This window comes from Paenibacillus sp. DP01, from assembly GCF_044784315.1.
Lineage (GTDB): Bacteria > Bacillota > Bacilli > Paenibacillales > Paenibacillaceae > Paenibacillus > Paenibacillus polymyxa.
In genome coordinates, this window is the sequence record NZ_CP173059.1 from 4,137,794 (window position 1) to 4,163,880 (window position 26,087).

The window sequence follows — 26,087 nt, forward strand, 5'->3', positions numbered from 1 at the left end:
CTACCGCCCCCCGTATTCATCAGGAATTTCAAAAGCGACCACAGTTCCTTCCTGCACAGCACTGTGGATCAGCACGCCGTCCGTTCGATAAGATGCGCTATCATAATAGAGAGCAAGCCTGCGCTGCACATTAACCAGTCCCATACCAGTTCCCTTGCTCTGACAAGCAGATCCCTCCATCAACGCTGTACGCACAGCTGCAAATTCCTCCTGTGTCATTCCAGGTCCGTTATCTACTACCTCGATCTTAGTCCAGCCCAACCTCGCCGAAGGAGTGATTCGAATTTCAACACGGCCATTGCCGATGCGATTTTCGACACCATGTAAGATTGCATTTTCTAAAATGGGCTGGATCAGCAGCTTAGGAAGCGGAATTCTTGCTGCCTCTGGTGGCATATGAATTTGCCAGCTCAGGCGTTCGCCCAGGCGCATCTCCATCAGTTCCAGATAACGACGGACTTGTGCTATTTCTTCTCCAAGTGTCACCCAAGAGTCATGGTGAGCCGGTTCGATCACATAACGAAACAGCCGCGACATGGACACCATCAGCCCGGCAAGTTCTTCCTCTCCCTTCTCCTGTAGCGACCAGTTAAAAGCATCCAGCGTGTTAAAAAGAAAATGCGGGTTGATCTGCGCTTGCAGTGCTTTAAGCTCGGTCTGGCTTTGTAAAGCCTCCTTCTCGCAAATGACATGGATCAATTCATTGATATCGACAATCATCGTGTTGTACTCTGCATTTAATTCCCGTAGTTCAACCGCTGCTGCCGGTTCTGGATTCAGGGCCAATGCCCCTTCCCGTGAACGACGCATGGCCTGAATCAAGTGACCTATCGGTCTGGTAATCAATGTTGACAGCATAAAAGACATGAACAGGAACAATACGGCACCAAGAGACGCCGAAATAATAAGTGTCGTCCGTAAAACCGTAATTCCGTCTGTGACGACGCTAACTGGAATGAGGATCAGCAGCGACCATCCTGTCCGTTCCGATTGCTGAACTGCCTTCACATACTCGCGCTCTCCAATATGAACCGTCTGTGTCTTGCTGTGCAATACATCTAACAAATTAGTCTGATTCATAGGCTCACCCGATAGCAACTCGCCTCCACGATCTACAAGCAGCATGGTTTCATTTGCTTCTTCATTGGTCGCTGACGTACCATTTAGCCCAAAATAACTTCGGTCCATGCGGGTAATCAGATATCCTCCGCGTGAAAACCAGCGATCCACCAGGCTCACCTGCCGAATCGCCAGCAGCGACTGGGGGTTTTCAGGATCTATGCCGATCCAGACCAGCCTGCCTTTCATCTCATTTGCTTCCCGAATGTCCGCCTGTCCGATACGGTCCTCCAGACTGCCTTCTCTAATTGGAAACAACATCTTCCCTTCGGCGGTATACAGCTCCAGCGAGCCGACGCTCGGCATATAAGCCTGATAGCTATGCATCACTTGCAGTAGCGATTGACGCTGTCCGAAAGTCACCTTGCCTCCATTGCGCTCTTCCAGCAAAATATGCTGAACAGATGGATGATTCGCCACTTGTTCTGTCAGGCTGTCCATCTGGCCGATTAATGCATCCAGTCTGCCACTTGCTTGTACTGCGGTCTGACCAATATGCCGCTCGGCGCTGTCTTTTAACAGGTCAGAGACATTGAGGTAAATGAACGCCCCCGCCACACTCATCATAATGAGCATCACCAATATAAAGCCGATAAAAATCTGATTACGCAATGTGTTTAATGGTTGGAACCTTGAACGCATAAGCCTTCTCCCCCTGAATCATTGCAGAAAAGTTGATAATGATAGCGCTTTCTATTTTCTATTCTAGCGCATCGTTCCCCTTTGTTGGCATCTTTTTAGCAGAGATTAATGAAAACGGCCAGCCCTCTTTGGATTCATTACGTTTGATAATAACACGTAATAACGATGTATATTAAAAAAGCCTTAACAAAGATAACACCTTATCCTTGTTAAGACTTCGTTTGCATTACCAATAATAATCCTCAGCATTACATTCAATGACAGGGTTCAGACATTATCTTGTGGATAACGAAGCCCATTTTTGCTCCAGCCACTGATCAAATTCAGCACCCTTGTCACCTTCATATGCGTCATAAATATCGACTCTCATCTTGTGCAGCTTCTCGCGAAAATCGTTATAGGTATGGTCGGCTGGCAGGCTTTTTTTAATCCGCACCAGAATCTTCGTCAGCCCCTTAACAAGCTCACCCTCTTTGCGCACAGGCGGCCGTACGTTTTCTCCCCATTCCTGAAGCTTGTGGTAAGCGGCTTCCTGAACAGCATATACCATATCATTATTCATTCGGTGCGTCAGCAAGTCAATTGTCTGCTGGTTCTTCCATGCACCCAGATCATTCACCGCAGCTAGACGCGCTTTCCAATCGGAGGTTCGGTTTGCAGCCACCTTAAGCTGCTCATATACTTCTGCAAATTCCTGCTGAGTTTCGTTGTTTTCCAAAATAATCTCATCCTTTTCTAAAAATCACTACACTGCTGTTTATCACGATTGCCGTTTGTTAAATATAACATACTTGCAGGTCTTCTTCTAAAAAAGATCAGAATGAAATGTAGCGGATTCCAATTTAATAAGAGCCTTGCTTAGTAAGGAGATTTATAAGAAGTCCGCACGTGCTGGTGTAAATGCATCTAGCAGAATTCCGTCATCCTCCAGCGGGATGCAGCCATGAAGAGTGTCAGATGGAAAATGAATGCTGTCTCCTTCTTTAACAATCTGCACATCCTTTGTTTCGCCATGATCGATCATGAACTTAAAGCTTCCCTTCAATACATAAGTGACCTGTTCATGGACATGCTTATGCAACAGGATTTCCCCAGTTTGAGCTTTAGCAAACATCACTTTGACATACATCAACTGGTCACTGTGGGCCAACACTTTCCGGGTTGTATTACTGTCTACTGTATCCATTAGAATATCTTGGTCGTTAAAAAACATGAATCATTCCTCCTCATTTAGAACCCAATTTATTTAGATGAGTTATTTTTAAATATTCATAAATCGGTTTAGTTTAAAACCAGCGGAAAATAAGCCAAAGTAATCCGGAAAGGGTAGTAAAGTCGGGATCGGCGAATGTCACTCCTTCGGCACTCAAAAAAGAAAAGAGCGGCAAGGTGAGAGCCGGCAGCAGACAGAGCAAGAAGCCATTAAGACAACTGGAAATGACTGCTCCTCTAAAACCACCGCTGGAATTGCCAAATATCGCGGCTGCACCGCCAGCGAGAAAACAGGCCATGATCCCCGGTACAATAACAGGCAGTCCGATAAGCGGGAAAAGAAAGACGCAGGCAACACCTGTGAAAAAGCTGACCAAGAAGCCTACCAACGCGGAATTAGGTGATTTGTCGAACAGTACCAGAACATCTACACCAGGGATTGCTCCAGGTGCGAACACTTGGGAGAAGCCTTTGAAAGCAGGTACAATTTCAGTCGTGAACAGCTTAACACCTGCTTTTGCGATATACAAGCCGGCAGCAAAAGTAGCTGATTGTTCGAGGATAAAGACGAGGTATTCTTTGCCATCAGATAATTTGCTGACATAATCAGAACCAGCAACCAGTCCAGATACCAACAAAAGCACCAGCATCGTCAAGGTCGTTGCCACATTGGGATCACGCAAAAAACTGATGCGGTCATTTATTTTTACATTTTCGGTGTCATGTTCACGATTGCCTAAAACTTTTCCTAGATAGGTACCGAGAATGTAAGAAGTCATGGAAGCATGAGCAATTGTATATTCATCCGATTTAATAATATTTTTGCTGGCATTCCGGAGCAGGTAAGGAAACACCGCCATGTAGCTCCCAATGACCAAAGAACCAACGATGATTGTAGTCAGCGAACTGAGACCCAGACCTTTCATAACGGCTGTAGCGGCAAAGCTCATGAACAGAATCAAGTGAAGAGACAAATAAATGTACTTGAACTTGGTCAGGCGCGCAAGCACGATGTTAAGGATCATGGAAAAGAGTAAAATGAGTGCAGCATCCGCCCCGATCTGATCAATGGTCAGTGCCATGATAGCTTCATTACTTGGTACGACACCTTTAAGGTTGAACGCAAAAGAAAATATTTGGCTGAAGTTGGTGAGCACGCCTCCTAAAATTCCGCCGCCGACCTTGATCATGGTGAAGCCCATGAAAGAAAGGGTGGTTCCCGTTATGATCTCGGATACTTTCTTCCTCTGGAATACGAGACCGAGTAATGTCACAATCGCAATAATGATGGATGGCTCCCTGATAATGCTCATAAACATTTCCATAGTGATCTCCGACCTTCTTTTATATATTTTTCATTCTTACTAAATCGATTTAGTAATGCTTGAAAAAAATTTCCCTTCCGGGAATGTAAAAAGAAGTAGAACTGCCTTTTGTGAATTTTAGTACAAGTTAAATCATAAATTTCCGTTTAGGGTTCACTCCTCCCCTCTTTTAAGTTACAGTCATCACTACAGTCATCACTACACTCAGCAACATACATACATGAAAGGGTATTCATGACTCGAATCATAAGATCATTATAGCTCTTTATTTTCTTTTTACAATAGAATCCATAAAAACGTTTTCAAAAAGAAGAAATACTTATTCCAACTATTCAGTTTAACTTTTGGACAGATTCTCTGTGGTTAATGACCGGATTCAAACGGATGATTTCTGAGGGCTGCTCCTGCTCTTTTTGATCGATTTTATCGAGCAGTAGCCTCGCACTTCTTTTCCCCATTTCAAAACTCGGCTGGGAAACGGTAGTGATCGGCGGATTATAAAAAGATGCAAAGGATACATCATCTATCCCAATCAAGGAAAAATCGTTAGGTATGGTCAGATGATTATTTTTGGCATAGATCAGCACCTGCTCCAAAATCATGTCATTCGTAGCAAGGATTGCGGTAGGCGGGTTCTCCATATGAAATAGTTGTCTAATAAGATCAGGCATTTCATCCAGCCTGCCGCTTTTAATATAGTTTTCATGCACGGATATATCATGTTTGCCGAGTGTATTCCTATAGCCGGATAGCCGCTCACTTCGTGTAGTAATCGCTTTTTTGCCTAGAGGAAACGTGATGATGCCAATGTTTTTGTGACCATGCTCAATCAGTGCTTCAATCGCAAGCTCGCTAGCTTTTTCATTATTCAACAGCACCGTGTCTACGCTGATTTCATCAATTTTTCGGTCCACAAACACGAACGGATAGCCACTTTTGACAAGGGAAACATATAATTTTTTGTTCTCTTCTGTCGGAAAAATAATAAGTCCATCCACTTGCCGAGCAATCATCGACTGGACGTACTTTTTCTCTTTGAGGGAATCATCATCAGTATTGCAGACAATGACCTGGACATTTTCCAGTTGGCATTCATCTTCAATCGCGCGCACAATCTCTGTTGTAAATCTCGACAAAATAGTTGAAGAAATAACCCCCACAATAAAAGTCTTCTTTTGCTTGAGACTGCGCGCCACCTCATTGGGAATATAACTGAGCTCCTCAATCGCTTGCTCAATCTTCTTCTTGGTGCTTTCACTCATATAGTTGTATCTTTTATTCAGAAACTGCGAAACTGTGCTCTTCGACACCCCTGCACGTTCTGCGACTTCTTTCATCGTTGTTACCATGATTCCCCCCCTTTCTATATTTGCGTATTAGGCATGTGCTCATTTTCACTATATCTGTACTCTGCAACCTGTATGTAATGTGAATTTCCTTTATTATATACCTTCTTTTACAGGAGGAAAATATAATAAATATGAGTTGAAACGTGCCTTCACCCCATACCCCTACCCCATAAATGCTGGACTCCTAACCTAAATATACCTTGTTGCAAATCTAATAATTTCGAACAAAATCTTAAAAATATACGAATTTTATGAACTTGTTTGATGGAAGATTTGAACATAAAATGAAAATGTAATCGGTTACAATATCATTTATATAAAGGAGGAAGCAAGAATCATGAAGAAAAAAGGGTTCAAAAAAACATTTTTCGTCATTGCCTCCCTCGTTATGGGCCTTACACTGTATGGGTACACTCCACCTTCGGCAGATGCAGCCAGCGTGAAAGGATATTATCACACCCAAGGAAACAAGATTGTAGATGAATCCGGGAAAGAGGCCGCATTTAACGGTCTGAACTGGTTCGGCCTGGAAACCCCTAATTACACCTTGCATGGACTGTGGAGCCGCTCAATGGACGACATGCTGGATCAGGTGAAAAAGGAAGGCTATAATCTCATCCGTCTGCCTTACAGCAATCAGTTATTTGATTCCAGCTCCCGTGCTGACAGTATTGATTACTACAAAAATCCTGATCTGGTCGGATTGACTCCGATTCAAATTATGGACAAGCTGATCGAAAAAGCTGGACAACGCGGTATTCAGATTATCCTTGACCGTCACCGCCCAGGCTCAGGTGGACAATCCGAGCTATGGTATACCTCTCAGTATCCTGAGTCCCGCTGGATCAGCGACTGGAAGATGTTAGCTGAACGTTATAAAAACAATCCTACCGTCATCGGTGCAGATTTACACAACGAGCCACACGGTCAGGCAAGCTGGGGAACAGGCGATGTCTCCACAGACTGGCGTCTCGCGGCGCAGCGTGCAGGGAATGCCATTCTGTCCGTGAATCCAAATTGGCTGATTCTCGTAGAAGGTGTGGACCATAATGTACAAGGCAACAACAGCCAATATTGGTGGGGCGGCAACCTGACAGGTGTGGCTAATTATCCTGTCGTACTGGACGTGCCGAACCGTGTCGTATATTCACCACATGACTATGGTCCTGGTGTGTCTTCGCAGCCATGGTTCAACGACTCGACCTTCCCGTCCAACCTGCCAGCAATCTGGGATCAAACCTGGGGCTACATCAGTAAGCAAAACATAGCTCCAGTGCTGGTTGGTGAATTCGGCGGTCGCAATGTCGATTCGTCTTCCCCTGAGGGTAAATGGCAAAATGCACTCGTAGACTATATTGGTGCCAACAACCTGTACTTTACGTATTGGTCCCTGAATCCGAATAGCGGCGACACAGGCGGTCTGCTGCTGGATGACTGGGTTACCTGGAATCGTCCAAAGCAGGATATGCTGAGCCGGATTATGAAGCCTGTTGTTTTCGTAGCGGAGCAAGCGAAAGCAGCAGCCGAATAGGCACAGGACTTCAATCCGATTATTAAAAAAGCTGATTTTCCTCCTTCAGTCCAGTTTGTGCTGGAACTACGAAAGGGTGGAGAAACGGCTTTTTCCATTTCCAGTTTTACACATTGTAAATTCCCTAATGAATGGGTCATATTGTAAACTAAATCTCTCTTTTAACCGATAAATACATATGTTGGATGTGAAAATCATTTCGACGAGAGACTCACCATGAACGTAAACATAATTAGGAAGGAAGTTTTCATGTGATTATTTGGAAGGGCTTTGGTATTTTAAATATCATTATTCCAGGAATTTTATTCGTTATTGTCGGCAGTTTAGTATCCGCTCTTGGGCTTGACTCCATAGATTCCCGGCTGCCGATGGCTTTTGTGTTCATTGTGTCGGGAGTTATTATCTGGTATTTGGGTAAAGCACTTAACGCCGACTCGGACAAGGTGCTCGTTGATATGGAAACAGGACAACGCTATCGAATGGGAACCCAGCACAGTCTGTTTTTTATCCCTATGCATTATTGGGGCCCTGCCGGTCTAGCGATCGGATTTATTTTAATCGTTGCATCGATATTTATATAACGTTGATTGCAAAACATGAGCTATTCCAAACACCACAATGCGAGCTAGTTGCTCCACTGTGGTGTTTTCCCTTATGTAGAGCGATTATGATCAGATACTCCCCTGGTTTATTTGTGATAAAGCTTTTCTCACAAGCTGATCAGCTTGTCGAGTGGTCTCAGGTAAGCGATATTGTGGACAAAGCTTTAATATCCAGTTGCAGGCCGTTTCTAATGAAATACGATGCCCTACAGATACAAACAAAGGTTTAATGTTGTCCTGGGTTCTTAACGCCCCGCCGATAATCTCCTCATGATCCATTAATAACGAACATGCCCCTCGTTCTCGAGATGGCTCTTCGAATTCACCCCATAGCCTCGTTTTACCACATCCAATTGTAGGAATATCAAATATAACACCTAAATGACTGGCTAATCCGAATCGTCTAGGATGGGCAATTCCTTGTCCATCACAGACCACCAGCTGGGGAAAGGTCTTGATTTGCTTCAATGCTTTTACTATAGGCGGCAGCTCCCTGAATGAAAACAATCCGGGGATGTAGGGAAAATAGACAGCATCTTCAACCACTATGGATTCCACTACTTGTAATGAGCTAGCATCTAAAATCACGATGGCCGCAACTAAGAGATCACTTTGTTCACTGTATGCCACGTCTACCCCAGCAACATATTGAATTTCAGGGAATCGATCTTCTTTTGTAACTTTTAAAGATAACTCCTGCTGTAATTTCACCGCTTCTTTTTCATCTAGATCCCATTCATGATTTATGATTGGTTCCATTTTTCTGTGCCTCATTTCTATCCTCTTAGAATGTAATTTTCCGAATGTCCTCTATATGTTAATGGATCAGCGTGTTTGCTATTGAGATGGCGAAAACCTAGCTCATGCTTCGTCCTAGCTGCTCAACCTTGCTCAGCCATTCGTTACGCTGTTGATCTGTCCTCTTATTCATAAGATCAATGGTCGTAGAACGCACTGGCTTGACACCGCATAAATGTAACGTGGAATCCTTCATCATCCGGTGCCCAGGCTGTCCCTGGAAAAATCGATAGTACCAGTGCGGACCGTCCATCGTTGTAATGAGGCGGGCTGTTCTTCCTTTTAGAAGCTTGTCAGGCAGGGGTTTTCCTTTTTGATACTTAAACGCAAACCCCGGCATAAAGGTACGGTCAATGAATCCTTTCATTAATGCAGGCAAGCTGCCCCACCAGATTGGAAAGACAAAAACGAGATGTTCTGCCCATTTAATCGACTCCTGTGCTTGGATCAAATCAGGTTCCAACGGCAATTTATTACGATATCCACCTAATAGATTTGGATTAAAGTCCAACGCGGATAGCTGCAACAAACGAACCTCTGCTCCTGCAGCCTTCGCTCCTTTTACATAGGATTGAGCCAGCGCTTCTCCATAACTACCATCGACCGGATTCCCTTGAATCACCAATATTTTTTTAGACATATAAGCCACTTCCTACCTTCATATTATGACTTTAGTTAGAAAACACTAACTTTATATTTAAAAAGAAAAGGTCACTACAGACCTTTTCTTAATAAAGCAGTTAAACGTTGTTTGACCTCTGCTGCCAATGGAGCCAGTAGCTGTGGAAGTTCCCCTTCCAGGCTGGACACGGACAAGCGTGTAATGGCTCCAATGATGAGCACACCGGATAGCTGAACATCCTGCTTCGGCAGTTCACCTTGTTGAATCCCCTGTTCGATGAATTCAGTCAACGCCTCCAGCGGCTGACGCACATTCTGGCTCTGGCTTGCTTCAACATACAGCTCATGATGCTGTGATAGTAGAAGCAATCCATACTGGTCCTCATCATGCATATTCAGCACTTCATCCACCAGTTGATGGAAACGGCTGACGAAGCTCCCACTCTGCTTGCGATAGAAGTCAATTAAGGTGGTGTAGCTATTACAATATTGCCCAAATACCTCCAAGGCCATTGCATCTTTACTCTTAAAATGCTTATAAATCGCGGCATCCGTCACACCGGCAGCCTCTCCAATCTCTTTGACTGAAATCCCGTCAATCCCTTTGGTTGCAAATAAGCACATCGCTGCCTGCAGAATATCTTTCTTTTTGCTGTCTACATGTGTTTTCTTGTTCATAAAATTATAGTAAGTTAATACTAACTAAAATGCAAGTCATGTTTATGCATGCTCATCCTGTCTAAGTGCTTAATTTAAAATCCATTGTAATAAACCTAAAATACCATGTTTTTATAAGTGAATGGTCATGAATACGTTAAATGATACGTGTATCGCCTCATTTTATTCCTATAAAATACATATGTAACCGAATAAAAGCGGGCGTTCTGAACCGTAAATAAAGAGGACGGAAAAGCAACCGATTGGCATACGCTGCATTACGGCGCTCGGGCGCTAGGACAAGTGGGGCTAATCATGCTTGAAGTGCATGCAGTCACCCAGCAGGGAAAAGATTCAGGCAGCCTTGGCATATGGAGCGACGAGCACATTTCCCCGCTGCAAAAAGTGGTGCAAGCCATTCATGACCAAGGCTCTAAAGTCGGTCTCCAGCTTTGGCATGTCGGACGCAAGGGCTCGTTGCCTCAAGAAACAGCTGTATCCGCCTCTGGTTTGCCTCACCGCGAACGGGCGACCTCCGCACTGTCTTTAGAAGAAATCCATAATCTTGTGCTTGCCTTCAGAGATGCCGCTGTACGGGCTTCGCAAGCTGGAATAGATGTCATTGAATTTCGTCAGACTGCTGGTATAGCTACCGCAGCCGTAGGCTTGATTACTCACGGTACTCAAGCCAAGGAAATTTTGCGTAATGGTCGGGCGGATCTGGTTGCGGTAGGCCGGGAACTGCTGCGTAATCCATTCTGGCCCAGACAGGCAGCCGAACAACTCGGTGTTCGTATTGAAGGACCTGCACCCTATAACCATTTTTGGTTTTAAAATAATGCCCATCACTTGAAGTATTTATCGCGAGCGATGTCATGCACTGTATCGCACACTAAATTGAACAATTTCCACAATAATAGGTGTGCCGGAGGAAATTGTCTCCCCTTCGCCGAGGTGAATCGTCAGCGATGAAGGTGTCAAGCTGAACAACGTTCTTTCTTGTAACATTCCGTTAATATACAGATTAGCATAACTATTGCTTCCGACATGAAACCTCTGAGAAGCTCCTTGCACACCATCTACAGAAAATTGATCCGCCATAATCGTGACTGAAGATTCAATCGGATCAGGAGTAAAATAAAAATACCTCTCAGCCATAGGGACAATTTCAATATTGGAGATGTCAGGTGCCGGACCGGTTGGACCCGTTATACCTTGGGCTCCAGTAGGACCGGTTACGCCCTGTGCTCCGGTAGGACCGGTTACGCCCTGTGCTCCGGTAGGACCGGGTGCACCTGTTGCGCCTGCACTACCTTGAGCTCCAGTTGGACCGGGCACTCCCGGTGCTCCCTGTGTTCCTGCAGGACCCTGTATTCCTGGTACTCCTGGCACTCCCGGCACTCCTGGCACTCCTGGCACTCCTGGCACTCCTGGCGTTCCTGGCACCCCTGCTTCACCTGGAAGACCTGCTGAACAGGGCATACCTTGCTTTCCTGTATGCTCCATCCTCTTCCGTTTAGCAGGAGTATTTCTGAAGCGACGTTGTATAATAATTAGCTTTGGATGCTTTTGGGCATGCAACCCCGTTTTTGTTTTACCTTTGAATGGATACCTGGGCTTACACTTTTTTCGTTTGTTGATCTTGCAATGTACTGTTCTCTTTCCTTGCCTTCTTAGTGATGCATCACGTCTCCTCATACCAGCCGTACACACCTCCTCCTCTCATGCTTATGTATTGTATGCACATCTCCCATTAGGGTCTTAGGCATTTGTAGCATGCAGATTCCAAGTATTCGCTTTCATTTTTTGTGCAGTAAAATAGGGCCTTCTCCATTTACCCTATTATTAATAGAAAGGTTCATATGCCGTTTCCGAATAGGTTGAAAAATCATTTATTGATTAAGAGCCAGCGAATGGCTCATACCACATACCAGTAAAGAAAGGAGATGAGAACTATGCCAATCATAAAACCTGTATTTACAGCAGTAGCTACGGCTCCAGTGTCAACGGGGGGTGCTATAACCACGACCATAACCCCAGCAACCACCCGTTTTTTTGCAACCATTACAGCCGGGATGATCGGAGCAACAGAAACAACTGTTCCTGCTGCCAGCTTCGTAGATGACGCCGATGCTCCCGTGGTTGCTTTACCGGCATTAACAGCCACAGATTCTTCTAATTATTATATTAACGGAGTCATTCAGCAGAGCTCCTTATTCACCCTCTCCACAGCAAGTCTGGTCATTGCCTCCGTAGATATTACACCAGGTGTCCCGGTTGTTATAGAAATAGCAGATTTTAGCGGTACAACCTCTACTATCACCACTCAGCCTACCATCTCGGCCCCTACTGTAACGATTATCACATAAGGCGTTTCAATGATTTTGAACCAAGCCGGACTGAATGGTCATTCACGCTGTACACTACCCCGTATATGCTAGAAAAAGACCGATTCAGATGTCGATATCTGAGTCGGTCTTTTAAGCTCAAGATTAAGGCAAAATAGCAAAGGAGCGCACCGGAAAACCGGGTGAATCCTGAATGCTCGGAACGATATTATAAATGATTGCGCCCGTCGGAGGCAGCTTGTCCAAATTTGTCAGCACCTCAACTTGATATCGATCCTGCTCCAATATGTAATATTCCCCTACCAGTTTGCCCGCTTTTCGATAAGCTACAGAGGAGTCCGTATCCAGTGTTTCATGTCCGATAGCAGCAACATTCCGTTCTTCTACCAAAAAGCGCAGCGCATCCAGCGACCAGCCTGGGCAGTGTGCATCTCCGGCATTGTCCTTGTTCGAGAAGGCATCTGGATTAGGCCAGCGCTTGCTCCAATCACTGCGAAAGGCGGCAAAGGACTGTTCGGCAATACGTCCGTGCTCTTTTTCAAAATCCAGAATATCCGCGACCGTAAGCTCATAGTCGGAATTGGCTGCAACGGCTGCTGAACGGTCAATGACTACCAGCGGTAAAACCAGTTCCTTCAACGAAAGCTCATGTAAATAACGTTTCCCCTTCACAAAATGAACGGGAGCGTCAATATGAGTTCCATACTGCCCTGGAAAGCAGTATTGTTTTACAAAAAAGCCATCGTCGTGGGTAAACAAGGTATCCACCTGAACGTTATCGAAGACCGGAAAATGGGGAATTTCAGGATAAAAGGCATGGGACAAGTCCACCCACTCTTTTTGCTTCAACAACTTCAATACATTTGCTAAATCCTCTGCCATGATGCCGATTCCTCCTCAGCTTTATTACAAGCATTGTACCTGAGGATACTACAAAAATCCATAATTCTCCTGTCATTTTTCATCACTTTTTGACTTGGAATCGTTAACATTATCAGAAAAACTATTTTATCTTTATTCACTGAAATAACTCCATATAATCATATATACAATTCCCATTTCCTATGATTGTTAACGTTTTCATTTATATGTATGCATTTTGATTGGAAAAAGAAGGTCTCTATTGAATTATTTAAAAATTCGACAAAAATTTTAGTATGTAACTTTTATTATATTAACAAATACTGGTACACAAAGTATGATAGAACATGTAGAAACTACAGGAGCACCCGGGACTCCCTCGTTCGTCTACTCCATTTATCCAATATACGGAGGTATTTTATGAAAAAGAGATGTTCACTCGGAATCGCAGCCGTGTTATTGTTCGCTACTCTGGCTCCTATGGGTGCACCTGCTCATGCAGCAAGCGATATTGGCAAGGAGACACTTGGCAGCAAAAACGGTTGGGCCGCCTTTTCTACAGGCACGACAGGTGGAGCTACTGCTACTTCCTCCAATACTTTCACCGTAACGAACCGCAAACAACTTGTCGATGCGTTAGGCAAAAGCAGCAACACTACACCTAAAATTATTTATGTCAAAGGTACAATCAATGCCAATGTCGATGACAATAATAAAGCGCTAGGATTGAACGATTACAAAGACCCTAAGTATGATTTCAATGCGTATCTCAAGGCGTATGATCCGTCTACATGGGGTAAAAAGGTTCCTTCTGGTACATTGGAAGACGCACGTAAGGCATCACAGAAGAATCAAGCTAGTCGTATCGTTATTGAAATCCCATCCAATACAACGATTGTCGGTCTGGGCAACAATGCTATCATTAATGGTGCAAACTTCCAACTGAAAAAGGGTACAGACAACGTCATTATCCGTAATATTGAGTTTCAGGATGCCTACGATTATTTCCCGCAGTGGGACCCAACTGACGGCAGTACAGGCAACTGGAATTCAGAATATGACAGCATTACCATTAACGGAGCTACGCATGTATGGGTGGATCACAATACGTTCAATGACGGGGCTCACCCCGATAGCGGAAACGGCACCTTCTACGGTCAAGAATACCAACATCATGATGGACTGCTCGATGTGATTAACCAAGGTGATCTGGTTACCGTTTCATACAATCACTTTTACGATCATGACAAAACATCCATTATCGGCAACAGCGACAGCAAAACAGCAGATGAAGGGGCTTTACGTGTAACCCTGCATCACAATTATTATGAGAATACAGTACAACGCACACCGCGCGTACGTTATGGACAAGTCCATCTCTATAACAATTACTATACAGGTGATGTAAAACGCTCTGAATACCCTACGCTGTATATATGGGGCGCAGGCAAATCCTCCAAAATCTTTGCTGAAAACAATGTCATTGACGTTGCGGGACTATCCGCAGCCAAAATTGTGACTGTTTTTGGTGGGACTGCCTTGTCAGATACTGGCACACTTCTGAATGGACAGGCCGTAAACGCAGGCTCCAGCGCGGGTCTTAGCTCCTCTGTAGGCTGGAAGCCATCCTTGAACGATAAAATTTCCCCATCCGCCAGCGTGAAGGCAGAGGTCACTTCCCAAGCCGGTTCCGGCAAGCTGTAAGCGCTACCGCATAATACAAATCACCACAGACTCATGCAACCTGTGGTGTTACACCAAAAAGGCTGTTTCCTCCGTAATATTATTCCATACGGAGGAAACAGCCTTTTTTTATTTATCATCTGTTTATTTATAAATTATATATTGCTTTAACTGCCGTATTGTTCAACTAAAACCGGCTTTTCAAATGCGTTATCCAGCTTGCGAAGTTTAGCCTTCACCGCTTCTGGTGGCTCAACTGCAGGTGCATCTGGATGAAGCAACCATGATTTCACAAAGTGTGTATCAGACAATTGATAGAGCGGAGGCTCTTTCTCAAAGTCAATTTTCATGGCATAAGAACTGCGGGCTGCAAACGCATCCCCTACAGGTGGGTGAAGCAGATCCGGTGGTGTTCCCGGGATGGCAGCCAGCTTCTGACCATGGCTGTCCAAACTAGGCATGGAAGCAAGGAGTCCCCATGTATATGGATGTTTTGGGTTATAGAAAATTTCATTAACCGTACCTGTTTCCACGATTTGCCCTGCATACATAACAGCAACGCGATCCGCCATCTTCGCCACAACACCGAGGTCATGAGTAATAAAGATGATAGAAGTATCAATCTTTTTCTGAAGATCCTTCATCAGTTCCAAAATTTGAGCTTGAATCGTTACGTCCAGCGCAGTCGTCGGCTCATCGGCAATCAGAAGTTTCGGATTAGCAGCCAATGCCATCGCAATGACGACACGTTGACGCATACCGCCACTAAATTCATGCGGATATTGGTTAAAACGCTGTTCAGGATGCGGAATACCTACCAGATTCAGCAATTCAATCCCCCGCTTGCGAGCAGCGTCCTTGGATATCTTTTCATGCTTGAAAAGCACTTCCGTGATCTGCTTACCGACTTTCATCGTCGGGTTAAGTGAAGTCATTGGGTCCTGAGAAATCAGGCCAATTTCCTTACCACGAATTTTTTGCATCTGCTTTTCCGTTTTATTAATCAGCTCTTGTCCGTCAAACATAATTTGACCCTTTTGATAAATGCCTGGAGGGGTCGGGATCAGCTTCATAACAGCTTGTGAGGTTACGCTTTTGCCTGAGCCGGATTCACCGACAATCGCCAGCGTCTCTCCTTTATTGACATGAAAGTTTACGCCACGAATGGCCTGCACTAGTCCCTGACGGGTCTTGAAAGATATCGTTAAGTCCTTCACTTCCAAAAGGCGGTTCATCTCATCACTCTTTCATTTATTATTCATCACTATTATTGACCACTATCTAAAAAAACGACGTTCATGAGTCAAGGTATATACGAATAATTTTACTCATTTTAGTACCTGCCAGTCAAGCAATATCTAAAATATCACCAAAAACCTTTCATGATATGTCATGTTAGTGGTATATATAAGCGAAAAAGTGATCATTTTTAACCATTTTTGCCTCATTTATAACATGTGTTGAATGTAACTGAAGCGTGCACCACCTAATGGCGATCGTGTACAAAGTAGTTCTCCATTCAGTCGGGAGGCTATTTGACGGCAGATGGCCAATCCTAGTCCCGTGACGCCATTTGATCCTGTATAGAATCTTCCAAACACCTCGGCTGCTTCAGACTCGGTTAGTCCTCTCCCATCATCATCTACATGCATAACCCACACAACCTCCGCCGTTGTCCCCGTCTCCAAATGAATGACAACCTCCGTAGAGGTGTGTCGAACTGCATTTTGCAGCAAATTCAATATCATGCGAAATAATTGCTCAGCCGGAACGGCCACATGCAGACCCTCTCCCTCCACTCGAAGCGAGATAGAGCGTTCACTGGCCATCGGCATCAATAGATGAACAGCGTCCTCCGCCATACTTCTCAGATCAATCAGAGAGACAGGCCATTCCTCATTCAGCGCCTCCAGCCTCGATAGCTGAAGCAACTTTTCCACCATATCAATTAATCGCTGGGATTGCACTTTAATAATGCTCAGTCCCTCGTCCTGGGATACCACTTGATCCTGAATAGCATATACATAACCTTGAATGGACATTAACGGTGTCCTTAGCTCGTGTGATACATTTTGCAGAAATTCAATTTGGCTGTGGTGGTGCTGCTGAATGCGGGCGGACATGGAATGAAAGGTGCCTATTAGTTCGCCAATTTCGCTTTTGTCCGCCTGCGGAAACTCACTATCCTGTGGCTGATTCGGCTCATAGTTGCCTACCGCCTCTTTCAATCGTTTGAGTGGACGCACCAGACGTGAAACAATCATCAGACCAATAACGAGAATCACCAGAAAACTCGCTACGATCGATAGTAACGTAGTTCTCATTAACGGTACATAGAGGGCTCTCAAAGAAGATAAGGGTGAGTATACAAAGATGCGGAAAGGTTGTCCGGGCAGTTCTTCATTCGTAAACAACACCTTTTTACCTTGAAGCACCGCAACGCCTTCATGTGTAGTAACCAGATCGTGGGCAGACGGATGAACCGATGCAAAAAATCCTTGGCGGGTCAAAAGCAAATGCTCGATCTTTTTGCCTTCCATCCCAGAGACGCTGGAGTCGATGATGCGGTTATCCGTGCTTAAAATAAAGTAATCGGCAGATAAAAGCACACCCTTGATAACATAGTTAAATTCGGCATTATCCAGTCGATCAAAGCCTCCGTCACTCATAATGTGGACGGCTTTGCGTGCCTGCTCATGAAGCTTGGATTTGGCCTGATTCACCAGAATGTCATCGATGAGCCTAATAAATAAGACCACCGTAATACAGACAGTAATCAGCATGGCAATGGACAGGGACAGCAGAATTTTGGCTCTCATCGTACGCATGGCTACATCTCCTGAACCGTTGCTTTATATCCAAATCCCCATACCGTGTTAATAACAAGCGTGGAGTGGTACTCTGCCAACTTTTTGCGAATACGTTTGACCAGATCATCTACGACTCTCACATCACCTATAAAGTCATAGCTCCACACCTGCTGAATCAAATGCTCTCTGCCAAAAGGCCTTTCCAGATGATTCGCAAGAAACAGCAACAGGTCGAATTCACGTGAGGTCAAATTTAACGTTTGTCCGTCTACTGTAACTTTACGAAAGTCAGCAAAAATGCACAGATTGCCTGCATGGCAAAGATTTGTGCTCTCTGCTGCTTGCTTGTCATCGGATGCAGACGTGCCCGCCTTGCTCAGTCTCAGCATCGCTTTGACCCTTCCCACCAGCTCTCTTGGATTAAAGGGCTTGGTCAAAAAATCACTGCATCCCAATTCCAGCCCGTGGATACGGTCACCTTCCTCTCCGCGCGCGGAGATCATAATGATCGGCATTTCTGTAAACTCACGAAGCTGAGTCAATAGAGAAAGCCCGTCAATGCCCGGCATCATAATATCAAGCACGAGGCAATCTGGACGGTTTGTTCGGATATGCTCTACCAATGTTTTCCCACTGGAAAAGGAAGTTACCTCGTAGGACTCTTTTTTCAAATATTCAGATATTAATTGCAAAATGAACACATCGTCATCCACTACTACTATTTTTGTCATGGCCTTAACCCCTTGCCGTTGTTCTGGATGCTAGCATCCTTTCTTTAAGCTTAACAGAAGCCCAGCAGAATAGACAAAAGACGGGTATACCGTTCCCGGTCCCGTCTTTTCTTATCATGAATCGCTGCTGTATATGCCAGGTGAACTGAAAGCTAACTACACTTCTACCTTATTTTCTACCTTATTTTCTACCTTATTTCTTAGTTGTTACTACTTTAGCTGCTGCCTTTGGAGCAGTTTTGGCTGGGACTGCTTTTTTTACTGGAACTTTATGGGTTACTTTTTTAGCTACGACATGTTGTGCACGAGTTTTATGTGCTGCTACCTTGTGTTGAACAGCGTTATGTTTTTTCACATGATGTTTAACTGTGCGGTGTTTTGCTTTCACTGCTTTTGCTTTGTGGCTTGCCACTTTTTTCGCAATGGCTTTTTTGGCAGGAGCTTTTTTTGCTTTGGTTGTTGCTTTATGAGCTGTTGCAGCTTTTTTAACAGGTGCTTTCACCACAGGTGTTTTCGTTGCAGGCGCTTTTGACGGTGCTTTGCTAGCAGGAGTCGTAACCGCAGGAGTTTTGATGGCTGGTGCAGGGGTGGCTGGAGTTGTGGTTGCTGTAGCGGCGAATGCGCTGCTTGCTCCTCCCAGTACGCTTACTACGGTCAATACGGCTGCTGCATTTTTAGTCCATTTTTTCATGATTGAATCACCTCTCCTTTAAAGTATCTTTAGCTTATCAGGAGAATTCGGGATAATTGTGGAGCAAATATGTGAAAAGTATATGAAAAAGCGTGCAGCTCTGTATCTGGAAAACACATGAGTCTGCACGCTATAAGTGTTGCAACCATCATCTCCACTAACCGATGGCAATCCAGGAAATAATACCGTAGTTATGCGCGGTTTCACTCCACTTGGTTACAACGATCACCGCTCCATTAGTCGTCTGGGATTTCAGTGTTGCATGAAAGAGAGGATGGTTCGTCATCGCTACCAACGTGTAGTCCGGGTTCACAAATGGCTCCCCAAATACAATGGTTACTTCCGTCTCTCCTTCGCTTCCTTTTAAAAGAAACGGCGCTCTGCCAAACTGCTGTAATGCAGGCTGGTTCGCACAAGTACGAACCGGGGTGATGCTCAAATGCTCCGGTGTCACTGCATTCAGTTCCAGCTCACGTGAGCCAACGGAACCTTCTGCCAGATGATGACCTTCGATGCTCTGCTCTGCCATATGATGACTTTGTACCGCAGCAGCCTGTAGATGCTCTGGACCTACAGCTTCTGGGCTTAGCACCTCACTGTTGACGACCTGATCCTGCAGATGGCCGCGGGATATACTGTTTGCCTGAAGTTTGTCGCCACTGATCCCTTCCTCCGGTAAAAGCCCCGAGAGATGAATATCTGTGGATAATTGATCCAGTGTCACCGAGCCGGGCTTTATGTGGTGCGAATCAATGACTTCCTTTGCAATATGCTGACCTTCAATTGCCTCCTCAGCCACATGGCGGGACTCCACCGTTCCATCTGCGAGTTTGCCGGACGTCACTGCTCCATCCTGTATAGCTTGCTCTGACACCGCCTGCCAGCCGATATGCTGTGACTGAATAGCTCCTGCTTGCAAATGCTCAGATTGAACAGAATCCGGTGAAATGTGACGGGACTGCACAGCCCCCTCTGCCAGTGCTGACTCTTGAATCGCCCCATCGGACAAATGCTGGGAGTGCACGGCATGCTCTGTCAAATGTACGGAGCTTACACTGGCTTCCGCCAGATTCGAAGCACGCACCGCGCGAAGCGCAAGCTTCTCAGCGTTCACGCTGCCTGCCTGGAGCGCGTGAACAGATACGCTCCCTGGCGCAATATGCTGGATCGTCACTGCCGAAGGCTGCAAGTGGGCTGAGGTGATAGATTCCGGCGCCAGATGGCTCGACTGGATGGTCTCTTCTGCCAAATGATGGGCTTGCACGGCTTCGTCCGTAATGTGCCATGGCTGGACGGAATGTGGAGATATTTTGGCAGCTGTCACAACCTCATCTGCCAGTTTGTCGGACGTAACGGACTCATCCTGTAAGGCCTCCGTCGATATTGACTGGGACGCCAGATGCTCCCCCTGAATGGTTCCAGTGTGCAGATGGTGCGACTGGATCGATTCCGGGGCAATATGCACGGACTTCACTGCACCTTTTGCCAGCGCTGTATCCTGTACTGCGCCAGTTGCCAAATGCAGGGTGTGTACCGACTGTGCGGACAAATGCGAAGGACCCACGCTGCCTTCCGCAAGATTCGCCCCTTGTACCGAGTGGACCGCCAACTTCTCCGAGGTGACGCTTTCCGCTTGTAGCGCACGACTAGACACACTATCCGAGGCCAGATGGCTCGCAAGCACAGTCGAAGACTGCAAGTGGGCTGAGGTGACGGACTCTGGCGCCAGATGGCTCGACTGAACGATCTCTTCTGCCAAATGATTGGCTTGCACGGCTTCATCCGTAATGTGCCATGGCTGGACGGAATGTGGAGATATTTTGGCAGCTGTCACGACCTCATCTGCCAATTTATCAGACGTAACGGACTCATCCTGTAAGGCATCGGTCGATATCGACTGAGATGCCAGATGCTCTCCCCGAATGGTTCCAGTAAGCAGATGGTGCGACTGGACCGATTCCGGGGCGATGTGTACCGACTTCACTGCCCCCTCGGCTAGCGCTGTATCCTGGACTGCACCGTCTGCCAGATGCTGGGTGTGTACCGAATGTGCAGACAGATGTGACGGGCCGACGCTGCCTTCCGCAAGATTCGTTCCTTGCACCGAGTGGGCTGCCAGCTTCTCTGAGGTGACGCTTTCCGCTTGTAGCGCACGACTAGACACACTATCCGGAGCCAGATGGCTCGCAAGCACCGCCGAAGACTGCAAGTGGGCTGAGGTAACAGATTCCGGTGACAGATGGCTCGACTGGATGGTCTCTTGTGCCAAATGATTGGCTTGCACGGCTTCGTCCGCAATGTGCCACGGCTGTACCGAGTGAGCCGACAGCTTGGCGGCAGTCACACCCTCATCCGCCAATTTATCAGACGTAACGGACTGATCCTGTAAGGCATCGGTCGATATCGACTGGGATGCCAAATGCTCGCTCTGAATGGTTCCAGTTTGCAGATGATGCCGCTGGATCGATTCCGGGACAATGTGTACCGACTTCACTGCCCCCTCGGCTAGCGCTGTATCCTGGACTGCGCCGACTGCCAAATGCTGAGTGTGTACCGACTGTGCGGACAAATGCGAAGGACCGACGCTATCTTCCGCAAGATTCGTCCCTTGCACCGAGCGCGCTGCCAGCTTTTCCGAAGTGACGCTTTCCGCTTGTAGCGCAAGACCGGATACACTTTCTGGTGCCAAATGGCTCGCAAGTATCACCGAAGGTTGTAAGTGAGCTGAGGTGACAGATTCCGGCGCCAGATGGCTCGACTGAACGGCCTCTTCTGCCAAATGATTAGCTTGCACCGCTTCATCTGTAATGTGCCACGGCTGTACGGAGTGAGCCGACAGCTTGGCGGCAGTCACACCCTCATCCGCCAATTTATCAGACGTAACGGACTCATCCTGTAAAACATCAGTCGATATCGACTGGGATGCGATATGCTCGCCCTGAATGCTTCCAGTGTGCAAATGGTGCGACTGGATCGATTCTGGAGCGATATGCACAGATTTCACTGCTCCCTCTGCCAACGCTCTATCCTGTACCGCTCCGGCTACCAGATGCCGGCTGTGTACGGACTGTGCCGATAAATGTGACGGGCCGATGCTGCCTTCCGCAAGATTCGTCCCTTGTACCGAGCGCGCTGCCAGCTTTTCTGAGGTGACGCTTTCCGCCTGTAGTGCACGACCGGATACACTATCTGGCGCCAAATGGCTCGTAAGCACTGAGGAAGCCTGCAAATGGCGAGAGGTAACGGATTCCGAGGCCAGATGGCTTGACTGGATGGCTTCTGTCGCCAAATGATTTCCTTGCACCGCTTCATCTGTAATGTGCCACGGCTGTACCGAGTTGACCGACAACTTGGCGGCAGTCACACCCTCATCCGCCAATTTATCAGACGTAACGGACGCATCCTGCAAAGCATCGGTCGATATGGCCTGGGATGCGATATGCTCGCCCTGAATGCTTCCAGTGTGCAGGTGATGCGGCTGGATGGACCCCGCGGTAATGTGTACCGACTTCACTGCTCCCTTTGCCAGCGTTGTATCCTGTACTGCACCTGTTGCCAGGTGCCGGGCGTGTACCGACTGTGCAGACAAATGTGACGGGCCGACGCTGTCTTCCGCAAGATTCGTTCCTTGCACTGAGTGGGCTGCCAACTTATCCGAGGTGACGCTTTCCGCTTGTAGCGCACGGCCGGACACACTATCCGGGGCCAGATGGCTCGTGAGCACTGACGAAGACTGCAAGTGGGCTGAGGTTACACTTTCCGGCGCTAGATGGTTCGACTGGATGGACTCTTCTGCCAAATGATTTCCTTGCACCGCTTCGTCTGTAATGTGCCACGACTGTACCGAGTGGGCCGACAGTTTGGCGGCAGTCACACCCTCATCCGCCAATTTATCAGACGTAACGGACTCATCCTGCAAAGCATCGGTCGATATGGCCTGGGATGCGATATGCTCGCCCTGAATGGCTTCAGTGTGCAGATGGTGCGGCTGGATCGATTCCGGGGCAATGTGCACGGACTTCACTGCTCCCTCTGCCAGCACTCTATCCTGTACCGCTCCAGCTGCCAAATGCCGCGTGTGTACGGACTGCACAGATAGATGTGAAGGGCCGATACTGCCTTCTGCAAGATTCATTCCTTGTACCGAGCGGGCTGCCAGCTTTTCCGAGGTAACACTTTCCGCTTGAAGCGCACGACCGGATACACTATCCGGGGCCAAATGTCTCGTAAGCACCGAGGAGGCCTGTAGGTGCACCGAGGTGACCGCTCCAGATGCCAGGTGGGTCGAGTCCACAACTGCCACAGCCAAGTGGTTGCTTTGTACAGCTTCATCCATAATATGCCCGGACTGCACTGCATGGGCTGACAGCTTAGTGGAGGTTACACTTTCCTCTGACAGTTTGGCAGAGGTAACCGCTTCATCCTGTATGGCCGGAGTCGCTATAGCTTGCAATGCAATATGTTCTCCCTGAATGATCCCGCTTTGCAAGTGCTCGGATTGGATGGATTCTGCTGCAAGATGCTCAGACTTGACAGCATTCTGGGCTAATATCGTGTCCTCTACTGCTCCTGCGGCCAAATGTCTGGTGTGTACGGCCTGTGCAGCCAAATGTCCGGGTCCCACGCTGTTTTCCGCCAGGTTGGAAGCCTGCACAGCCCGAGCCGCTAACTTCTCGGAAGTGACGCTTTCCGACTGAAGGGCATGGCCGGACACACTATCCGGGGCGAGATGTTTGGTTTGGATCGAAGCAGACTGCAAATGGTTGGAGGTGACGGATTCCGGAGCAAGATGATTCGCCTCCACTGCCTCAACAGCCAGATGGTTGCTTAGCACCGCTTTATCTGTAATATGCCATGGCTGCACAGAACGAGCAGACAGCTTGGAGGAAGTGACACTGCCCTCAGCTAACTTAGGCGCAGTAATTGCCAAATCATTAATTTTATCCGTAGCCACACTTTCCGGCGATAGTTTCAACGAAGTAACGGCATGATCCTGCAAATGGTGGGAGTATACCGCACCGCTGGCCAAATGCGCGGTTTGAACAGCGCCTTCGCCTAGTATGTCTGCGGTAACGGACTGTTCTTGCAACGCCGCAGTTCCGACACTATCTTCCCCAAGATGCTTGCTCTGTACAGAGCTCTGGGCCAAATGAGTTGAGTCCACCGCTTGAGCCTGTAACGCCTTTCCGCCCACACTATTGTCGGCAAGGTGGTTTTCACGGATGACTCCCGTTGCAATGTGTACGTGGGTAACGGCTTGAGACGCAATTTTATTTCCGGTTACCGCCCCTGTGCTAATTTTAGTTTCTATAACCGCCTCGTCAGCGATTTTGTCAGACTTAATAGCGCTCGAAGCAATGTGATTTTCCTTGATAGCCTGATTCGCCACATGGTGATCCAGAACTGCACCCTTCCCTATTTTCTCGCTTGTCACAGCCCCGGAATGCAAATGTTGCTCCGTAACCGCCTCTGATGCGATATGATCCTTCCGAATAATTTCGGATTGAAGATGCACGGAAGAAACTGCCTCTGGAGAAATTTGGGGTCCTTGTATGGCTGCTGTTGCAATATGTCTGGTAAGTACCGCCTCATCGGCAATTTTGTGTGGGAGAATGCTCTGATCCGATATTTTGGATGAAGTGACGGATTGATCGACAATTTGCAATGAGCCTACAGACTGATCTGCCAGTTTATTGGATTGAATACTCCGATCCGCGATATGCCGTGCTGTCACTTGGCCCGTTCCAAGCTGCTCTTCCCCGATGGAGCCGGGACTGAGATGCTTTCTTTCAATCGCTCCTGCCTGAATGTGCGTACTGGTGACTGCCTCAGACTCCAGATGACGTCCGCTGACAACGCCTTCCTCCAATTGTTCTCGGCCTACAATACCGTTGGATAGCTGCTTGCGATTAATCGAACCCGGAGCTAGATGCCGGGCAAGAACGGCATGCTCGGTCAGGTGTGCGCTCTCAATGCTGCCTGCCTGGATTTTAGCTCCATCCACAGCCCCATCCCGCAGTTTGGAGGTGGTCACAGACTGATCACCCAGCTTGGAGCTATCAACAGCTTCATTCGCCAAATTGTTCGATTGAATCGTACCGCTGCGAATTTTATCTGAGGTGACCGACTGATCTTGAAGCATATCTGAAGACACGATCCATTGCTTGAAGTGACGACTCTCAATCGAGCCATTGGCAATATGATCGCCGCTAATAATTTTATCCGCCAACTTTTCTGGAGTGATGCTGCCATCCCGAAGTTTTTCACCACTAATAGAGCGATCCTGCAATTTACTGCCAGCCACTGATGCGTCCGACAGATGCTCGACCGTAATGGAGTCGGGAGCAATCTTCGAAGCAGTCACAGCACCGTCAGCTATTTTAATGGTATGAACAGCATAATCTGCTAAAGATTCCGTTTGAATACTCTCTTGTTTCAGCTTGCTGGAATCTATGGAAGCAGGAGCGATCTTCTCACCCGTCACAGCGAGATCACTCAAATCGTCTGTATAGATGAAAGCATTGTTTACATGTGGAGCCTTCTTATTGTTCAAAATTTCTTCCACATCAATTGGATCTGGTTCTGGTTCTGGCTCTGGTTCAGGTTCAGGTTCCGGTTCCGGCTCCGGTTCTGGATCTAGTTCTAGCTCTGGTTCTAGCTCTGGCAGTGGAGGTTCTTCCATCAAAGCTGGAGTCTCCTCTACCTCTGCAACCTCAATCTCTTTCTCTTGCAGAGCCTCGACTTCAGGCTCGACAACTGTCTGTAGCTCCGACTCCTCTGTAGTTGGGGGAGGCGGAGAAGCAACTTGATGAAGTCTTGCTTCTGTCTCCCTCTCCGCAGGCAGTGGCTTTGAGCGTTGTATCATACTTAACTCATTCATATCCGGGTCAATTACACGATAGAGCGGCTTTTTGTTTCTGTTGGTTTTGCGGCTCTTGTTCTTCAAGCAGCTCTCTCCCTTCTCATGTTTATCGTTACAGCATCATATGCAGACTCTTAGGCACTTGCCACCCTGTACAGGGATACACTTTTGGGTAAAAAGGATACTTACTGAAATCCACGTTTGAAAAAAAATTGTTAAAAGTTAAAATAGTAAGGGTGAAGATT

At 46.9% G+C, this 26,087-nt stretch carries 20 protein-coding genes and 1 pseudogene; 6 read left to right on the forward strand and 15 right to left on the reverse strand.

Annotation, left to right across the window (positions count from 1 at the left end; translation table 11 throughout):
* From ACH59B_RS18145 to ACH59B_RS18165, 5 genes are all read right to left on the reverse strand, one after another.
* Nucleotides 1-1,761, reverse strand: a complete 1,761-nt coding sequence (locus ACH59B_RS18145) for a sensor histidine kinase (RefSeq protein WP_090889768.1) — start codon at nucleotides 1,759-1,761, stop codon at nucleotides 1-3.
* A 274-nt stretch (nucleotides 1,762-2,035) separates the two neighbouring features.
* Complete coding sequence (locus ACH59B_RS18150; protein ID WP_031462005.1) at nucleotides 2,036-2,479, reverse strand: HEAT repeat domain-containing protein; 444 nt, start codon at nucleotides 2,477-2,479, stop codon at nucleotides 2,036-2,038.
* 153 nt (nucleotides 2,480-2,632) lie between these two features.
* Nucleotides 2,633-2,974, reverse strand: coding sequence for a cupin domain-containing protein (locus tag ACH59B_RS18155; RefSeq protein ID WP_404302299.1), 342 nt, complete (start codon nucleotides 2,972-2,974; stop codon nucleotides 2,633-2,635).
* Nucleotides 2,975-3,047: 73 nt separating this feature from the next.
* Nucleotides 3,048-4,292 (reverse strand): PTS ascorbate transporter subunit IIC, encoded by a 1,245-nt coding sequence (locus tag ACH59B_RS18160; RefSeq protein WP_404302301.1) that lies wholly within the window; start codon nucleotides 4,290-4,292, stop codon nucleotides 3,048-3,050.
* Nucleotides 4,293-4,630: 338 nt separating this feature from the next.
* On the reverse strand, nucleotides 4,631-5,647 hold the full coding sequence (locus ACH59B_RS18165) for a substrate-binding domain-containing protein (protein WP_016821895.1): 1,017 nt from the start codon (nucleotides 5,645-5,647) through the stop codon (nucleotides 4,631-4,633).
* A 337-nt stretch (nucleotides 5,648-5,984) separates the two neighbouring features.
* On the opposite strand from ACH59B_RS18165, the gene ACH59B_RS18170 reads away from it, so the two are divergent.
* Both ACH59B_RS18170 and ACH59B_RS18175 read left to right on the forward strand, forming a co-directional pair.
* A complete protein-coding gene (locus ACH59B_RS18170; protein ID WP_102998986.1) occupies nucleotides 5,985-7,178 on the forward strand; it encodes a glycoside hydrolase family 5 protein in 1,194 nt (397 codons plus the stop codon).
* 251 nt (nucleotides 7,179-7,429) lie between these two features.
* Nucleotides 7,430-7,759: a hypothetical protein gene (locus tag ACH59B_RS18175; protein WP_013372497.1), complete on the forward strand. Its 330-nt coding sequence runs from the start codon at nucleotides 7,430-7,432 to the stop codon at nucleotides 7,757-7,759.
* Nucleotides 7,760-7,849: 90 nt separating this feature from the next.
* Here the strand turns inward: ACH59B_RS18175 and nfi are convergent, their stop codons facing one another.
* The 3 genes from nfi to ACH59B_RS18190 all read right to left on the reverse strand — a co-directional run bounded on the left by nfi (nucleotide 7,850) and on the right by ACH59B_RS18190 (nucleotide 9,877).
* Entirely contained in the window at nucleotides 7,850-8,554 is a 705-nt protein-coding gene (gene nfi / locus ACH59B_RS18180; protein ID WP_019688247.1) for a deoxyribonuclease V, read from the reverse strand.
* A gap of 82 nt (nucleotides 8,555-8,636) precedes the next feature.
* On the reverse strand, nucleotides 8,637-9,218 hold the full coding sequence (locus ACH59B_RS18185; RefSeq protein ID WP_017426791.1) for an NAD(P)H-dependent oxidoreductase: 582 nt from the start codon (nucleotides 9,216-9,218) through the stop codon (nucleotides 8,637-8,639).
* Nucleotides 9,219-9,292: 74 nt separating this feature from the next.
* A complete protein-coding gene (locus tag ACH59B_RS18190) occupies nucleotides 9,293-9,877 on the reverse strand; it encodes a TetR/AcrR family transcriptional regulator (protein WP_404302305.1) in 585 nt (194 codons plus the stop codon).
* Nucleotides 9,878-10,108: 231 nt separating this feature from the next.
* Here ACH59B_RS18190 and ACH59B_RS18195 point away from each other — a divergent pair.
* A pseudogene (locus tag ACH59B_RS18195) lies at nucleotides 10,109-10,474 on the forward strand (hypothetical protein); the annotation flags it as partial.
* A 3-nt stretch (nucleotides 10,475-10,477) separates the two neighbouring features.
* Nucleotides 10,478-10,690, forward strand: a complete 213-nt coding sequence (locus ACH59B_RS18200) for a hypothetical protein (protein WP_404303996.1) — start codon at nucleotides 10,478-10,480, stop codon at nucleotides 10,688-10,690.
* A gap of 39 nt (nucleotides 10,691-10,729) precedes the next feature.
* Here the strand turns inward: ACH59B_RS18200 and ACH59B_RS18205 are convergent, their stop codons facing one another.
* A complete protein-coding gene (locus ACH59B_RS18205) occupies nucleotides 10,730-11,362 on the reverse strand; it encodes a DUF4183 domain-containing protein (RefSeq protein WP_404302306.1) in 633 nt (210 codons plus the stop codon).
* A 449-nt stretch (nucleotides 11,363-11,811) separates the two neighbouring features.
* On the opposite strand from ACH59B_RS18205, the gene ACH59B_RS18210 reads away from it, so the two are divergent.
* A complete protein-coding gene (locus ACH59B_RS18210; RefSeq protein ID WP_017426787.1) occupies nucleotides 11,812-12,225 on the forward strand; it encodes a DUF4183 domain-containing protein in 414 nt (137 codons plus the stop codon).
* Nucleotides 12,226-12,348: 123 nt separating this feature from the next.
* Here ACH59B_RS18210 and ACH59B_RS18215 read toward each other — a convergent pair whose 3' ends face one another.
* Nucleotides 12,349-13,086 (reverse strand): cyclase family protein, encoded by a 738-nt coding sequence (locus tag ACH59B_RS18215; protein ID WP_017426786.1) that lies wholly within the window; start codon nucleotides 13,084-13,086, stop codon nucleotides 12,349-12,351.
* Between the two features lie 399 nt (nucleotides 13,087-13,485).
* Between ACH59B_RS18215 and ACH59B_RS18220 the strand changes: the two genes are divergently transcribed.
* Nucleotides 13,486-14,769, forward strand: coding sequence for a polysaccharide lyase family 1 protein (locus ACH59B_RS18220; protein ID WP_016821905.1), 1,284 nt, complete (start codon nucleotides 13,486-13,488; stop codon nucleotides 14,767-14,769).
* Nucleotides 14,770-14,915: 146 nt separating this feature from the next.
* Here ACH59B_RS18220 and ACH59B_RS18225 read toward each other — a convergent pair whose 3' ends face one another.
* From ACH59B_RS18225 to ACH59B_RS18245, 5 genes are all read right to left on the reverse strand, one after another.
* Entirely contained in the window at nucleotides 14,916-15,983 is a 1,068-nt protein-coding gene (locus tag ACH59B_RS18225) for an ABC transporter ATP-binding protein (protein WP_016821906.1), read from the reverse strand.
* A 213-nt stretch (nucleotides 15,984-16,196) separates the two neighbouring features.
* Nucleotides 16,197-17,576, reverse strand: coding sequence for a HAMP domain-containing sensor histidine kinase (locus ACH59B_RS18230; protein WP_016821907.1), 1,380 nt, complete (start codon nucleotides 17,574-17,576; stop codon nucleotides 16,197-16,199).
* Between the two features lie 2 nt (nucleotides 17,577-17,578).
* Nucleotides 17,579-18,289: a response regulator transcription factor gene (locus ACH59B_RS18235; protein WP_404302310.1), complete on the reverse strand. Its 711-nt coding sequence runs from the start codon at nucleotides 18,287-18,289 to the stop codon at nucleotides 17,579-17,581.
* Nucleotides 18,290-18,482: 193 nt separating this feature from the next.
* Complete coding sequence (locus tag ACH59B_RS18240; RefSeq protein WP_167438600.1) at nucleotides 18,483-18,980, reverse strand: hypothetical protein; 498 nt, start codon at nucleotides 18,978-18,980, stop codon at nucleotides 18,483-18,485.
* Between the two features lie 157 nt (nucleotides 18,981-19,137).
* Nucleotides 19,138-25,926, reverse strand: a complete 6,789-nt coding sequence (locus ACH59B_RS18245; RefSeq protein ID WP_242211242.1) for a WIAG-tail domain — start codon at nucleotides 25,924-25,926, stop codon at nucleotides 19,138-19,140.
* Nucleotides 25,927-26,087 lie beyond the last annotated feature (161 nt).